12 protein-coding genes and 2 pseudogenes are annotated in these 15115 nt (G+C 69.5%); 10 read left to right on the top strand and 4 right to left on the bottom strand.

Annotated features, from left to right (window positions below; genetic code table 11):
* Positions 1-13: 13 nt before the first annotated feature.
* The 3 genes and pseudogenes from GQF42_RS03805 to GQF42_RS03795 all read right to left on the bottom strand — a co-directional run.
* A complete protein-coding gene (locus GQF42_RS03805) occupies positions 14-1795 on the bottom strand; it encodes a nickel-dependent hydrogenase large subunit (protein WP_158917622.1) in 1782 nt (593 codons plus the stop codon).
* Positions 1796-1814: 19 nt separating this feature from the next.
* A complete protein-coding gene (locus tag GQF42_RS03800) occupies positions 1815-2897 on the bottom strand; it encodes an NADH-quinone oxidoreductase subunit B family protein (RefSeq protein ID WP_158917620.1) in 1083 nt (360 codons plus the stop codon).
* A gap of 1692 nt (positions 2898-4589) precedes the next feature.
* A pseudogene (locus tag GQF42_RS03795) lies at positions 4590-4757 on the bottom strand (short-chain dehydrogenase); the annotation flags it as partial.
* A gap of 367 nt (positions 4758-5124) precedes the next feature.
* Here GQF42_RS03795 and GQF42_RS03790 point away from each other — a divergent pair.
* The 8 genes and pseudogenes from GQF42_RS03790 to GQF42_RS03760 all read left to right on the top strand — a co-directional run bounded on the left by GQF42_RS03790 (position 5125) and on the right by GQF42_RS03760 (position 11289).
* Positions 5125-6408, top strand: coding sequence for a phosphatase PAP2 family protein (locus tag GQF42_RS03790; protein WP_407699529.1), 1284 nt, complete (start codon positions 5125-5127; stop codon positions 6406-6408).
* Between the two features lie 318 nt (positions 6409-6726).
* Positions 6727-7761, top strand: a complete 1035-nt coding sequence (locus GQF42_RS03785; RefSeq protein ID WP_158929729.1) for an SMP-30/gluconolactonase/LRE family protein — start codon at positions 6727-6729, stop codon at positions 7759-7761.
* A 56-nt stretch (positions 7762-7817) separates the two neighbouring features.
* Positions 7818-8168 (top strand): ArsR/SmtB family transcription factor, encoded by a 351-nt coding sequence (locus tag GQF42_RS03780; protein ID WP_233273220.1) that lies wholly within the window; start codon positions 7818-7820, stop codon positions 8166-8168.
* A gap of 148 nt (positions 8169-8316) precedes the next feature.
* Positions 8317-8601 (top strand): annotated as a pseudogene (locus GQF42_RS47200) (alcohol dehydrogenase catalytic domain-containing protein); the annotation flags it as partial.
* A gap of 248 nt (positions 8602-8849) precedes the next feature.
* Entirely contained in the window at positions 8850-9089 is a 240-nt protein-coding gene (locus tag GQF42_RS45590; RefSeq protein ID WP_233273859.1) for a hypothetical protein, read from the top strand.
* Positions 9090-9121: 32 nt separating this feature from the next.
* Positions 9122-9553, top strand: a complete 432-nt coding sequence (locus GQF42_RS47195) for an alcohol dehydrogenase catalytic domain-containing protein (protein ID WP_158917616.1) — start codon at positions 9122-9124, stop codon at positions 9551-9553.
* Positions 9554-9595: 42 nt separating this feature from the next.
* Positions 9596-9844 carry a hypothetical protein gene (locus tag GQF42_RS03765; RefSeq protein WP_158917614.1) on the top strand — a complete coding sequence of 83 codons (249 nt, stop codon included), beginning with the start codon at positions 9596-9598 and terminating at the stop codon, positions 9842-9844.
* 308 nt (positions 9845-10152) lie between these two features.
* The gene (locus GQF42_RS03760) at positions 10153-11289 is read left to right on the top strand and encodes a sugar ABC transporter substrate-binding protein (protein ID WP_158917612.1); all 1137 of its coding nucleotides are present in this window, start codon (positions 10153-10155) and stop codon (positions 11287-11289) included.
* 22 nt (positions 11290-11311) lie between these two features.
* On the opposite strand, the gene GQF42_RS03755 is transcribed toward GQF42_RS03760, so the two are convergent.
* Positions 11312-12442 (bottom strand): PP2C family protein-serine/threonine phosphatase, encoded by a 1131-nt coding sequence (locus GQF42_RS03755; RefSeq protein WP_158917610.1) that lies wholly within the window; start codon positions 12440-12442, stop codon positions 11312-11314.
* A gap of 713 nt (positions 12443-13155) precedes the next feature.
* Between GQF42_RS03755 and GQF42_RS03750 the strand changes: the two genes are divergently transcribed.
* Together GQF42_RS03750 and GQF42_RS03745 are read left to right on the top strand one after the other, a co-directional pair.
* Entirely contained in the window at positions 13156-13404 is a 249-nt protein-coding gene (locus GQF42_RS03750) for a hypothetical protein (protein ID WP_158917608.1), read from the top strand.
* 312 nt (positions 13405-13716) lie between these two features.
* Entirely contained in the window at positions 13717-14931 is a 1215-nt protein-coding gene (locus GQF42_RS03745; RefSeq protein ID WP_158917606.1) for a YncE family protein, read from the top strand.
* The last annotated feature ends 184 nt before the right edge of the window (positions 14932-15115 follow it).

Genomic DNA, 15115 nt, shown 5'->3' with positions numbered 1-15115 from the left:
TTCTCCCGCCCGGTCAGGCGGGCAGTCCGCTCAGGCCGGTGGGCATGTGCGTGTGCTCAACGGTCCGGCCGCCGCCGACGTACATGTGGACGCCGCACGGCAGACAGGGGTCGAAGCTGCGCACGGCGCGCATGATGTCGATGCCCTTGAAGTTCTCCGGAGGGTTCTCCTCGAAGATCGGCGTGTTCTGCACCGCGTCCTCGTACGGGCCCGGTGTGCCGTAGGTGTCGCGGACACTGGCGTTCCAGGGCGTGGGCGGGTACGGGTGGTAGTTGGCGATCTTGCCGTCGCGGATGACCATGTGGTGGCTCAGCACACCGCGCACGGCCTCGGTGAAGCCGCAGCCGATCGACTCGTCCGGCACGTCGAACTTCTCCCAGGTCTGGTGGCGCCCGGCCCGGACCTCGGCCATCGCCTGCTCGGCGAAGTGCAGGGCCGCGGCCGCCGCGTACGCCTGGAAGTAGGTGCGGGCCCGGTTCCGCTCGATGGCGTTGCTCCACTTGGGGATGTGCCACTCGAGGGTGGTCTCCGGCTTGGTCATGGTCCGCGGCAGGTTGATCCTGACGCTGTCTCCGGTGGCCTTCACGTATCCGATGTCGACCAGACCGGACAGGGCCGTGGACCACAGCCGGGCGATGGGCCCGCCACCGGTGTCCAGAGCGAGGTAGTCCTTGCCGTCGAACCAGCGCGGGGACATCACCCAGCTGTACTTGTCGTCGAAGTCGCGCTTCTGCGGGGCGGGGATGGTGTGCTGGTTCCAGGGGTGGCGTTCGTCGACCTCGTTGCCCAGCGGGTCGTACTCGACGAACTTCTCCATCCCGGCCCAGTCCTCGTAGTACGAGCTGCCCAGCAGGATGCGGATGCCGAGGTTGATGTCGACGAGGTCGTTGGTGACCAGCTTGCCGTCGACCACCACACCCGGGGTGACGAACATGCGCCGGCCCCAGTCGGACATCCGGGCGTAGGTGAAGTCGCAGTACTCCGGATCGTTGAGGGCGCCCCAGCAGCCCAGCATGACCCGGCGCCGGCCGACGTCCTCGTATCCGGGCAGCGCCTCGTAGAAGAAGTCGAAGAGGTCGTCGTGCAGTGGGACGACACGCTTCATGAACTCCACGTAGCGGGTGAGGCGGGTGAGGTAGTCGGTGAAGAGCTGCACCGTGGCGACCGTGCCGACGCCGCCCGGGTAGAGCGTGGAGGGGTGCACATGGCGGCCCTCCATCAGGCAGAACATCTCCCGGGTGTAGCGGCTGACCTGGAGCGCCTCGCGGTAGAACTCGCCCTCCAGCGGGTTCAGCGACCGCATGATGTCCGCGATGGTGCGGTAGCCGTGCTCGGCGGCGTGCGGGGCCTCGGTGCGCTCGGCGAGTTCCAGTACGCCCGGGTTGGTCTCCCGGACCATCTTCTCGCAGTAGTCGACGCCGACCAGGTTCTCCTGGAAGATGTTGTGGTCGAACATGTACTCCGCGGCCTCGCCGAGGTTGATGATCCACTCGCCGAGGTGCGGGGGTGCGACGCCGTACGCCATGTTCTGCGCGTACACCGAGCAGGTGCAGTGGTTGTCGCCGCAGATGCCGCAGATACGGCTGGTGATGAAGTGCGCGTCACGCGGGTCCTTGCCGCGCATGAAGACGCTGTAGCCGCGGAAGACCGAGGACGTGCTGTAGCACTCGGCGACCCGCCTGGCCTTGAAGTCGATCTTCGTGTGGATGCCGAGGCTGCCCACGATGCGTGTGATGGGGTCCCAGGACATCTCCACCAGGCTGCCGCCGGCCGGTTTGTCCGTCACCGTCGCCATGATGCCGCTCCGATTCCTGTCACCACGGTGCTCGGTAGCCCGTGGTGAGCTTCTCGCCCTTGGTCCGCCACTTGGGTTCCTTGTCCGCGGTGTGTTCGGTGAAGTGCCGCAGCCGCCGTACGACCGAGCCGTAGATGGTGCTGGCCGTCGACGAGACATGACCGCCGGGCGGCTCGTCCATGAACGGCATGAACTTGTCCGGGAAGCCGGGCATCGTGCAGGCGATACAGATGCCGCCGACGTTCGGGCAGCCGCCTACCCCGTTGATCCAGCCGCGCTTGGGCACGTTGCACTTCACCACCGGGCCCCAGCAGCCGAGCTTCACCAGGCACTGCGGGGAGCCGTACTCCTCGGCGAACTGCCCCTGCTCGTAGTAACCGGCCCGGTCACAGCCCTCGTGCACGGTGGCGCCGAACAGCCAGGTCGGCCGCAGCTCCGCGTCCAGCGGGATCATGGGGGCGGCACCGGCGGCCTGGTACAGCAGGTAGAGCAGCGTCTCGGAGGCGTTGTCCGGATGCACCGGGCAGCCCGGGATGCACACGATCGGAATGCCCGCCTGCGACTTCCAGTCCCAGCCCAGGTAGTCGGGCACACCCATCGCACCGGTGGGGTTGCCCGCCATCGCATGGATACCGCCGTACGTCGCACAGGTGCCCATGGCCACCACGGCGAGCGCCCTCGGGGTGAGCCGGTCGAGCCACTCGCTGGTGGTGATCGGCTGGCCGGTCTCCGGGTCGTCGCCGAAACCGCACCAGTAGCCCTCGGGCTTGACCCGTTCGTTCGGGATGGATCCCTCCACGACCAGCACGAACGGGTCGATCTCGCCCCGCTCGCCCTTGAAGAACCAGTCGATGAAGTTGTCCGCCCCCTGAACCGGCCCGCACTCGAAGTCGATCAGCGGCCAGTGCACCGCCACCTTGGGCAGCCCGGGCAGCGCACCGAGCGCGAGTTCCTCGATGCTCGGCTGGCTCGCGGCGGTGAGGGATACGGAGTCCCCGTCGCAGCTCAGACCGGCATTGATCCACAAAATGTGTACGGTCGGTTCGTCCTGCTGATCAACAGATGCGGCCGACTCGGCCACGGTGTCGGTCGAGGCATTCATAAACCCTCCTCGAATCCGCGCAGGGCAGCGGAATGGTCCGATACAACCCTTTTCGGTGTAGCACTGCGGCCGGTCCGCGGGTAAGTGCGCTACGGCCTTAGCGGTGGCCGGAGACCGTCGGTGTCGGCGCACACCCGCTGCGCGTCGGAGCCGCCAGGCACCCGGCCCGGCGGCTCGTCGAGATGTCCGACGCCCTCCTGACGGCAGTTGCGCGCGGCCCCGACGGCAGTTGTGCGCGGCGCTCGTGGCTGTGCCCACGCTGATGCGGACCAGGTTGCCCGAGACCCCGGAGACCACCAGGCGCGCGGCGGTGCCGGTCAGGCCGGTGTCCGCGTCCGGCGACGGTGAGCGTGAGCGACGCCGACCCCTCGGCCCTGTTGCAGGTGCTGGTGGATGTCGCGGTCGGTCCTGACATGCCGATCACCGGCAGTCCGGGCAGCCCGACCCCGAGGTTCGCCGGTGTCCGGCGTCGGACCGGCCGAGAGCGCGGCGAGCGGCAGGCGCACCGCCCCGGTGAGTCCGGAAGCCCGGCCGGTGCAGCACTCCAGCCGGACCCGCGCCGAGTCACCGCAGGGCAGATGGAACCGCTCACCGGAGAACTCCGCGGCCACCGGTAGGGTCGCGTCCTCGGCCAGGGGCTGGTCGACGGACGGGACGGTGCACAGCGGCCCCATGGGCGTCGGTGGTGGCGGTGCACGCCTGCCGGATGCTCCCGGCGCCCAGGGCGAGGGTCACCGTCCGGCCGGCGATCGGCCGGTTTCCGGTCTCTCGCTCGGTGAGGACGCCGGACAGCTGCGTGGGCTGACCGCCTGCGACCCTCTTGGCCCCCGTGCACCTCAGGTCGGAAAGCGCCTTGAGAATGGTGAAGTCGGCGGCCGTGGCGCCGGCCTGGTACTCGCCGGTTCCGGAGTGGCCGACCGGCAACGGCAGTTGTCCCGGCGGATCCTCCCGGGTGAGTCGGCAGGCTGCGCTGCCCGAGGGAGCCGGGCTCGTGGTGCACGAGGCGCCGCCCAGCGTAAAGGTGACCATACCGCCGGTGACCGGCCGGCCGCCGCCGGTGACATGTGCCGAGGCGACGAACGCCGCGTGGTAGCGGGAGGGCCGCGGTCCGGTGCAACTCACGCTGGTCGGCTTGCGTTGCGGCGGCGGAGGCGGATGCGCCGGACCGGGCCGGACAGTCGGGTCGTACCAGCAGAACGGGTGGCCGGCGGCCGGGGCTGCGTCCGCGGTGGTCGATCGCAGGCCGTTGCCGTCGCGCGGAGGCGTGTCCGTGGTCCCGGGGTTGGCGTCCTCGCGTTCGCTCGCAGTCGGTGCCGATCCGCTACTCGCAACTCCGGTCGAAGCCCTGCGCGAACGGCACGTCCAGGGTGTTCTGGCCGATGGTGAGGCTCTCGATTTCACTTCCCCCGCGAGCAAGTCCCGCTCCTCCGGCTTCGGTTGCGCCATGGACGCGGCTCACGGAACCACCGACTCCGAACGGCGTCGACAACACGGGAGCAGAGGAGCAGAACCTGGGTTTGAGTGTTCTGTGCGGTCGACGGTCTCGCTGTCTCGGCCGACGAGACGTCAGGGCCAGGTGCCGGGCTTCTCGGTGGCGCTGCAGCCGAGGTCGGTGGCATGGCCAGGAACGCGCCGGTCTCCGGCGGGGCCGGAGATGCCGGCGTTGTTGATCACACGTCGCGTTGTTGATCACACGTCGATCACGTCCTCGTGGTCGGCGACATCCACCGCCGCTGCGGCCACCGGCACGTCGTCGCTCACGACGATCGGTACGAACCGTGCACCGAGCGCGGCCACGGCCTGCGCGCCGCGCTGCGGATCACGGGCTCCGACGAGCACGGTGTGGCCGAGTCCGATGAGGTGGCCGCCAGGCTGTCGGGGAGCCCGGCCCGCCGTGCGGCCGGACTGCGCCGCGAGGAGCGGGCCGGCCTTGCAGGGGCCACCTCTACCGGCCGGCGCAGCACGTCCCGCTCGCGATGGGGCGATGAGGGGCTGCCGCACGGAGGCCCCGCACAACTCCCGTCTCGCTCCGATAACATGATCGATCTCGCGACGAGCACCCTTCTCGGCTGTCCTTCAGCGGAATGCCTTGCTGTCCGGCGCGAAGCGTGACCTGTTCCATCAAATGTCTAACAAATTGGCCAAACAATTGATATCTAGGGTGTCGCGGGTGTTTTCGCGAAGAAGTTGGGGAACTGAATTCGCCGCGTGGCGCCAGCCGCGGGCGGTGCTGTGGGCCGCGGGGGGCGCGGTGGCTCTCGGATTCCTCATCTTGCTGGAGATCGCCGCGCGTCGCTACGGCCTGCCGGGGCCGATCACCAACCAGGTTCGAGAGGTGGTATTCCCTCCCAAGTCGGGGTTCCTGCTGTACGCCAGTCTGGCGTTGACGATGGTGGTGCTCACCTGGCGGCAGCGGATCATCGCGATCGGTGCCGCGATCGGTATCGACGTCGGCTTCTTTCTGGTGCGGTGGGCGGCCGACATCAAGGTGACCGACGGCCATCCATTCGGTAATGGCGCGTTGTGGGTGATTCTGGGCTACGGGGTCATCGCTGTCACCCGCCGCGCCGGGCGTGAACGCGTCCTGCTGCTGAAGGGCGTCGGGCTGGGCCTGCTGCTGGTGGCGGGTCGCAAGGCGGGTGACACCTGGCTGCTCATCACGTCGAGGACCCGACCGGCGGTGCTCGACCCGTACGTGGCCACAGCCGATCACGCGCTGGGCAGCCCGTCGTGGCTGGCAGGCCGTATCGTCAGGGCCACCGGTCCGATCGGCGCCCACATACTCGACTACGTCTACATTCAGCTCGCGGTGGCCGCCGTCGCCGTCGCGGCGTACCAACTGCGCAACGTGGCGGTCGAGCGACGCTTCCCGAGGCATCATCTGGTGCGCACGTTTCTGGTCATAGGCCTCCTCGGGCCCGTCATCTACATGATCTTTCCGGTGGTCGGACCGGTCTTCGCCTACGGCGCCGACGGCGGGAACTGGGCGGTGGCCGACCTGTGGCCCGGCACACCGCCGCCGATCCACACCCCGCACCCGATCCCATTCGACGAGATCACCCCACGCAACTGCATGCCCAGCCTGCACACGGCATGGGCTACCGCGATCTTCATCCATTCCCGTAAGGGCCCACGGGCTCTGCGATTCGCCGGCACGTTCTGGTTGATTGCGACGCTCTGCGCAACGCTGGGATTCGGCTATCACTACGGCGTGGATCTCGTGGCCGGCGCCGTGTTCGTGGTCACGGTCGAGGCCGCGCTGCGCTCGCTGGAACGTGGCTGGGACCGGTCAGGAATCCGGCTGGTCGTTCACGGTGCAACCGCCTTCGGTGTGCTCCTCGCGTCGTATCGCTATCTGCCGACGGAAATGGCCGAATACCCGTGGGTGTTCGGACCGCTGATCATCCTGGCGATGGGCTCAGTGGTCCGCGGCTACGTACGGACCACCAGGCTGTGGGAGCCGAAAGCCGCACCTGTACGGCGACCGGAACCGCAGCCCGAACCCGTCTGAGGCCGCCCCGCGCGGCATGTCCAAGGCCAGGTGCGGCCACCGGAGTTCTGGCTTCGTACCGGCCGCACTTGACTGTTCGGGTGTGTCGGCCGACTGGCGGAGCACGACGTCGGGCGCGTCGATGCCGGTGATGGGCCTGCCGGCTCGGGCCGGCGGAACGGCGGCCCGTCGCAGAGGACAGGCCGATGCCGCTCGCCCACCTCATTGACCTGGGTGGCACGTTCGGCCGCGGCGGCGCTCCGCAGCGGCTGTGAATCGGTGGGTTTCGTGCCCTCCCGGCATCGGCGGGCGCGGTGCCACACTGTCGCCGTGACTTCGATGCGCCGACTCATCGCGCCCCGCCGCTGGACGCCGCCTCGGGCCCGGCCCGACGAGGGGCGCACCGCCGTCACGGGCCCGTTCCCCATGGCCCGTCGGCTCGCGACCGGCGGACACGGCCCCGAGGACGTCGTCTTCGACAGCAGGGGCCATGTACTCGCCGGGCTCGGCGACGGCAGCGTCGTACGCCTCGACCCCGTCACCGGCGCCAGCGCGGTCGTGGGCAACACCGGCGGCCGGCCGCTGGGGCTCGAGCCGTCCGCCGACGGCAGCGTCCTGATCTGCGACCACGACCGCGGACTGCTGCGCATGTCGGCCGATGTATCGGTCGAGGTACTTGTCGACACCGTCGCGGGCCGTCGGCTCACCTTCGCCAGCAACGTGGTCGAGAGCCAGGACGGAACCATCTGGTTCACCGTGTCCACCCGCCGCTGGGACCTTGAACACCATCTCGGCGACATCGTCGAGCACTCCTGCACGGGCATGCTCGTCCGACGCGACCGCGACGGCACCGTCACCGTCCTGCACGACAGTCTCAAGTTCGCCAACGGCCTCGTGCTCGCCCCGGACGCCTCGCACCTGCTCGTGGCCGAGAGTGCCGGATACCGGGTGAGCCGCTACTGGCTCACCGGCCCGAAGACCGGCACCGTGGAACCCTTCGTGGAGAACCTCGCCGGTCTGCCCGACAACCTGAGCCTCGGCAGTGACGGGCTGGTGTGGGTGGCGATCGCCGCGCCCCGCAACGCGCTCCTCGACAAGCTGCTCCCGCTGCCGGGGTTCCTCCGGGTCCTGCTGTGGAACCTGCCCGAGGCCGTGCGTCCCGAGCCCGCACTCGTCGCCTGGGTCATGGCCTTCGACCTCTCCGGCCGCGTCGTCCATGACCTTCGTACGCACGATGGCTCCTACGGGTTCGTGACCGGCGTCGCCGAGCGCGACGGGACAGTGGTCGCCGGCAGCCTCCACGAGGACGACATCGCCCTGCTCGCCGTGGCCGACCGCGCGAGGACCGGGTTCACACGGGCCGTCCAGGCGTAGGAGATTTCGACGGCGGTCGTACTATGGACCGACCGTATCGATCTCGAGGAGTCACCGTGGCCCGCCCCCGCACCGCCGCCCGGACAGTGGAGCACCCCGACCTGTCGGAGGTCTCGCTCCAGCAGGTCCTGGAAGCGCTGGTGGATCCGGTCCGGCGCATGGTGGTGTCCCAGCTGGCCGGGGCCGACGAGGACAAGGGCTGCGGCACCTTCGATGCACCCGTGTCGCTCTCGACTCTGACCCACCACTTCCACGTGCTGCGCGAAGCCGGGGTCATCCGGCAGTACTACCGGGGGACGACGAAGCTGAACGCACTGCGCACGGACGAGATGGAAGAGCGGTTCCCCGGCCTGCTCTCGGCCGTGGTGGCCGCCTCCGCGGCGGAGGGCGGGACGGGCACGGCCTGAGCGCTGCCGACGGTATCGGCCGCGACGGAAAACGCTTATTTTGATGGTGGTCAAAATGTGACGGCCATCGAACTTGGGGCAGGGTGGGTGTCGGCGCCGAGCTGATTCGGTGCGGTTCCCCCCATCCCCGCTCCCAGGACGGTGCGTCATGGCGCGACTTGTACAGTTCGACCGGCTGGGCGGTCCCGAAGTCCTGACCCTCCGCGACGTGGAGGTGGGCGCTCCGGGCGAGGGGGAGGTGCGGATCCGCGTCGACGCGATCGGCCTGAACCGGGCCGAGATCATGTACCGCGAGGGCGGATACCTCCACCAGCCGGTCTTCCCCGCCACGCTCGGCTCCGAGGCCGCGGGTGTCGTCGAGGCGGTCGGCCAGGGCGTCACCGGCTTCGCCGAGGGCGACCCGGTCGCGGTCGTGCCGTCGTTTCCGCGGACCGAGTACGGCACCTACGGTGACCACGTCATCATCCCGGCCTCGGCCCTCGTGCCCCACCCCCCCGGACGTCGACCCCGTCCAGGCTGCGACCGTGTGGATGGCCTACATCACCGCGTACGGTCCCCTCGCCGGGAGCGGCCGGGTACGTCCCGGCGACCACGTCCTGATCACCGCGGCCTCCAGCAGCGTCGGCCTGGCGGCCGTCCAGATCGCCCGCCACATCGGCGCGATCCCGATCGCCGCCACGCGTGGCGTCGGCAAGAAGCAGCGCCTCCTGGACGCCGGAGCGGGCCCATGTCGTGGTCCCCGGCGGGGAGGACCTCCCAGCCCGTATCAAGGAGATCACCGGCGGCGAGGGTGTCCGTCTGGCCTTCGACCCGATCGCCGGCCCCGGCGTGAAGACGATCGCCCGGGGCATCGCCCGTGCCCGTGCCCGTCATCGTCCCCATCGCGAACGAGGGCCGCCTCGCCCGGAGCCCGAGGGGTGACCGCCCCTCAGCGAGCACCAAGGAGTCACGTCATGAGCCGAGCCGTCCGCTTCCACGAGACCGGCGGATCCGAGGTCCTGCGCCTGGAGGAAGTTCCCGAACCGGCTCCTGGGCCGGGTGAAGACCTTATCCGTACAAGGGCGTTGGGGCTGAACCGGGCGGAGTCGATGTTCCGGCTGGGTGAGTACGGCACCGATCCGGTCTTCCCTTCCGGGCTCGGTCACGAAGCCGCCGGAGTGGTCGGGGCCGTCGGGACCGGTGTCACCGGCCTGCGCGTGGGAGATGCCGTGAGCGTGGTGCCGTCCTTCACGATGACGGACTATCCCGTGCACGGCGAAACTGCGCACGTGCTCGGCCTTCGATCGCTCCAGGACGCCGGCCATGACGGCCCGGCACTCCGGGACCTCGGCCCCTACGGCCCGGGCGGTCACGTCACCCCGGGACACATGGGTGACGATCCGTAACCGGGCCTGGAATCGGCTCGTTGGACGGTCATGATCAAGATCATGACCCGTTCGACGATGGTCCTCGGCCTGGCCACGGTCGCGCTCCTGGCGTGCGGCCCGGCGCACGCGGCCCCCACACCCGCGGGCGGGACCGGTGCGCCCCCCGCCACCCACATGGAGCATGGCGGCGACACCCCGAGCGAAGACCCCGGCGCCGGTCTCATCGACGAGGTCAACGACCTCGAATGCACGGTGGGGCTGGCCGCTTCCTGTCCGGCCGACGGCGCGGAGGACGACGGTACGGCGTGAGTTGAGCCCGGGGCACAGGATTCGTGACGCTCTGTGAGGGGTCTTCGCGGATTGACTGGGCGGGATCGCAATCGGTGTTGTTCGGTCAATCTGCGGAAGAAGCCATGCTGTTGACTCTGTGACGCACGGCTCCTACGGCGTCCGTGGTGGCCGGTCCACCGCCGTCCGGTCACGTCATCGAAGGAGCGAGGTGATCCTCAGACCGTAACCGCCTTGTTGTCCTTACGTCTTGACGTCTTCGGTGGTTTCCGCGTTTGCTTCCGCCACCTGGGTTCCCAGATGCTCCCTCGTCCGGAAGGCGCCTTGCCGTGAACGCTGCTACCCCCCACAAAACACCCGTCCGTCATCTCGTGGCGGTCCTGACCGCCTCCACCTCGGCTCTCACGCTCACCGCGTGCGGCGCCATCGACAGCGCCGTCGGCAGCGGCGGCTCCGCATCCCCGGGGAAGGGAGACGACATCACGGTGGGGCTGCTCCTGCCCGACAAGGACACGGCGCGCTTCGAGAAGTTCGACCACCCCATCATCAAGGAGGAGGTCGCTTCCCTCACGCACGGCAACGGCAAGGTCGTCTACCTCAACGCCGAGGCGAACCCGGCCACGCAGAGCCGGCAGTTGCAGCAGATGGTGGACGACAAGGTCGACATCGTTCTGGTGGACGCGGTGGATGCCAAGGCCATCGCGCCCAACGTGCAGAAGGCCAAGGACGCGGGCATTCCGGTCATCGCTTACGACCGCCTCGCGCAGGGACCGGTCGAGGCCTATGTCTCCCACGACAACGAGCTGGTCGGCCAGGTCCAGGGCCGCGCCCTCGTCAAGGCGCTCGGCCCGAAGGCGTCGAGCAGCAAGATCGTCATGATGAACGGCGACCCCGCCGACCCGAACACGGCGCGGTTCAAGGAGGGCGCGCTCGGCGCACTCCAGGGGCAGGTCGACATCGTCAGGCAGTACGACACCGACAAGTGGTCGCCCGCGATCGCCAAGGCGAACATGAAGAAGGCCATCCGGTCGGTCGGGCTCGGCAACATAGCCGCCGTCTACTCGGCGAACGACGGCATGGCAGGCGCCGTCATCGACGCGCTGAAGGAGGCGGGCGCCACCACGATGCCGCCGGTGACCGGGCAGGACGCGGATCTGGACGCGGTACGGCGGATCGTCTCGGGCGAGCAGTACATGACCGTGTACAAGTCGTTCCTGGACGAGGCCACTGATGCCGCGCAGATGGCGGTGGACAAGGTCCAGGGCAAGGACATCCAGTTCGACGCGCTGACCAGCGACACGGTCGACAGTCCGACGACGAGGAAAATCCCCGCGAGGCTCGTGCCGGTGGTCGCCCTCACGAGGGACAACATCAAGAGCACGGTGATCGCGGACGGCGTCTACTCCGTCAAGGACATCTGCACCCCGACGTACGAGGCGGACTGCGCCGCGATCGGCCTGAAGTAGCACCCGCACACGTCCTGCTGCTTCACACCAGTCGGTGATGACCACGATGCGCGGGCGAGGTGCGGCACAGCGCGATGACCGCGGCGTCGTCGTCGAGGCGGCCGTCCACGTACGCGAGGAGATCGCCCCTAAGCGCGTGCACCAGCTTCTCCGGGCTGCTGCCGGCCCACTGGGCGGCCCGCTGTGCGAGCGGATAGAAGGTGCCGGAGGTGTCGCGGGCCTCGATGACGCCGTCGGTGTAGAGCAGGAGGGTGTCGCCGGGTTCGAAGGAGAACACGTCGACGGTGTAGTCCGTCGGCTTCAGTTCGCCGATTCCCAGTGGCGGTGCCGGGTGGACGGGAACGGCGACGGCACTGTCCGAGCTGAGCAGGAGCGGCGGCGGGTGCCCGCAGCTGATGAGCCGGATGACGCTGTCCGCCTCGGGGATCTCCATCAGGAGCGCCGTGGCGAACCGTTCCACGGTTTCCGTGGTCGGCTCCAGGTGGGCCAGGTTCCGCGTAACGCTCTGTTCCAGCGCGGCGGCCAGCGTCGGCAGGTCGCCGTGCTGATGGGCGCCTTCCCGGAAGGCCCCGATGAGCAGGGCGGCCTCGCCGATGGCCGACAGGCCCTTGCCCCGCACGTCGCCGATCATGATGGTGACGCCGGTGTCGGTGACCGTGGCCGCGTACAGGTCACCGCCGATCTGGGCCTCGTCCTCGGCGGCCAGATAGAGCACGGCGACCTGCACCGGGCCGAGCTGGTCGGGCAGCGGCCACAGCAGCACGTGCTGCGTCGCTTCGGCGACTGTGCGTATCCGGGCCAGCTGGCGGCGGTGGCGCTCGCGCACGATGCAGAAGAGCACGGCCAGGGCCGACAGCACGGCCAGGGCGAGGATCTGCACCAGCACATTCCGGCTGAAGAGCACGCCGAAATGCCAGCCGATGTACGCCTGTGCTCCTACGGCCAGGAAGCCGATCAGCGCGGTCAGCCAGGGGCCCGCGAAGGCGACGGTGATCGCCGGAGCGACCACCAGCAGCGGACCGAGGTGGATGTCTCCCGGGACGAGCTGGTCCACCACCGTGATCACGGCGATGAGGGCGATCGGAACGGCCGACAGCGCATGACTCGACTGCCACGGTTGCCGCACACCGGCCAAGCCCTGCCGGACATTCATGTATTCCACACTGCACCGGGCCTAAGGGCCTGACGAGCGGGGAGGGCCCGGTGTGCCTGCGCCGGCCGTCGCACGAACGGGGGCCTCCCCGATACCTCCAACCAGCCCCGAGCGGCCCCGCCCGGACGCCGAGCCGTGTCGTCTCGCGGTTGCGCGATTCCGTGGCGGAGATCGTCGGTGCGCCGTACGACCGACTGCCGATCGGGCACGGCGAGGGACGGCGCGGCGGAGAGGTCCGCCATGCGCCGCACCTGCCACAGCAGGCCATCGGCGATCGGGCAAGCCGAGCGGAGTGCGTGACACCCAGGGCGCCGGCCGGCAGTACAGCGCGTCGACGGTACGGCGACCCGAACGGCGGCAGGCCGGAGAACACCAGCCAAGCGGGTGGTGCCGGGTCGCGCAGGCGCTCCGCCGGACGGCCGACGACCGGAGCGGTGGGTCAGGCCGGTGCGGGCGGTCCGGGCGGGAGCCGGTCACGGGACCGCCCCTGACTGCGGTGCCGGTCTCCTCCCAAGTGGCCGTCGTCCTCTGGGAGATGAGCCCACATCGCGGGTCGGTTCAGCCGGGCTCCCCGGGCCGCGGAGACCGATCGAGCCTCAGAATCCCCCCGTATGGCTTCCCCGATGAGCGCTGTGGGGGAGGCCGAACTAGCCTCCGAAATGAGCGCTAAGTGGATCTTTGATGCTGCGCTCTACCCGGCCCAAGGAGGAGAAATGCGCACGATATCCAAGGCCGCTGTCGCGGCCGCCGTCATCGCCGGCGTCAGTGTCATGACCATCGGTCCTGCTTCCGCCCAGACCGCGGAAACCTTGCGTGGCGGCGGCTGCAGGAACCATGACCTGAACATTGACATCATCGGCAACCTCGGCATCGCCAACGGGCTTGCCGGAAACCTGCTCAACGGTGAGGGCTCACCAGGCGGTCAGGACACCGACTTCGGTAACTGCGATCACGGCTGGTAGTCGTTTCGTACTGCTCACCGAATGGGCTCGCGGTGCCCGGGTCGTAAGTCCTGCGCCCGCCCGTCAGCAGCTGCTCGTGTTTGTCTCCAGTGGATGTCAAAGGCCCCGGACCGTTCCTTGGGTCCGGGGCCTTTGCGGTGGTGCCGCGGCAGGATCCGAACCTGCTGGACCCGCCACCCGTCCCGGCCGTCACCGGCGGCCGGGGCCCTCGCGCCGGGAACGCCTGGGGCCGTCAGGGTCCAGGGAAGCCGGGACGCGGGCGGGAGTACGGTGAACAGCGTGATTCGGAGCAGGAGTTGGCTTCTGGGACTGGTGAGCGCAGCGTACGCTCTGGCCGCCACGTGCGGCCTTGCGACCGCCTCGGCGCCGGGGACGAGCACCGCTTCCGCCGCCGGTACGGTTCCGGTTCCCGGGTGCGAGTCCACGGCTCCCGGGCAGCGGGTGCTCGCCGGAGTCCGGACCGCGCGCACGGCCGTTCCCACGGCCCCCTTAGGACTGGCCTACGCCGCAAAGGGAGACATCGCGTTCACGGCCCTGGGAACCGACCTCGGCGTGCTGGACGCCGCGTCCTTCCCGCCCCGCCTGAGGCACAGGGTAGGGCTGTCACTGGCCGGCCTGGGGCCGTCGGGCGCGAACGGGGTCACCCTGACCCACGACGGGCGCCATCTCCTCGTCGCCTCGGGCCGCGGGGCGATCGTGGTCGACGCGGCCAAGGCCGCTGCCGGACAGGCCGGCGCAGTGGTGGGCACGCTCACCGGGACCTTCAGGAACAGCGCCGTCCAGGTCACCGTGTCACCCGACGACCGCTACGCCTTTGTCAGCCAGGAGTACGGCGACTTCTGGGGCGGCGGTCGTGGCGCCATCGAGGTCTTCGACCTCCGCGCCGCCCTGACGCACAAGTTCCGCGGCAGCGCCTATGTCGGCCGCCTGGTGCTCGGCAAGTCGGTGGTCGGCACAGCGGTCTCGGCCGACGGCCGGATGCTGTACGCGACCAGCCAACGCAGGCCCGGCAGCAGCGACTCCTACAGGACCGGCCCGGGGTACCTCAGCGTCATCGATCTGCACACGCTGGAGACCGATCCCGCCCGGGCCTTGCTGGCGAACGTGCCTGCGGGATGCAACCCGGTACGCGTCGCCGTCGCGCCGGACGGGAGAACGGTGTGGGTCACCGCACGGCAGAGCAACGCGCTGCTCGCCTTCGACGCGGCGGGACTCGCCTTTGACCCCGGTCACGCGCTGCTGGCCTCCGTCCGGGTCGGCACTGCTCCGGTCGGCCTGGTCTTCAACCGCACCGGCAGCCGTATCATCACTGCCGACTCCGACCGGTTCGACGCACCGGACGCCACCACCGGCCTGACCGTCGTGGACACGCGTGCCGCGCTGCAGGGCCGAACCGCCGTGCTGGGACGCGTTCCCACCGGTGCCTTCCCTCGCGAATTCGCCCTCAGCCCGGACGGGACCACCCTCCTGGTCTCCGACTTCGGCTCCCGTCAACTCCAGGCGACAGGCACCGCGACCCTGCCCTGACCCACCGCAGGGGTGGCGCGGTCCAGCTCGGGCGTTCTCGTTGTCCCGTTCGGCCGCTGCGAGCGGGTTTCACCGCTCCGGCTCCGGCCATGGAGCGGAGCGGGGTTCCTGCCACTGCCGCACCGCCGTTTGCACGGCCTCTTCGTCTTCGAGTGCAGGGGCATCGGATGCTCATTCGAAGCTG

It is taken from the genome of Streptomyces broussonetiae (assembly GCF_009796285.1).
Classification (GTDB): Bacteria; Actinomycetota; Actinomycetes; order Streptomycetales; family Streptomycetaceae; genus Streptomyces; species Streptomyces broussonetiae.
Note: the sequence above shows the minus strand (reverse complement) of the source record. Positions and strands in the feature narration are given on the sequence as shown.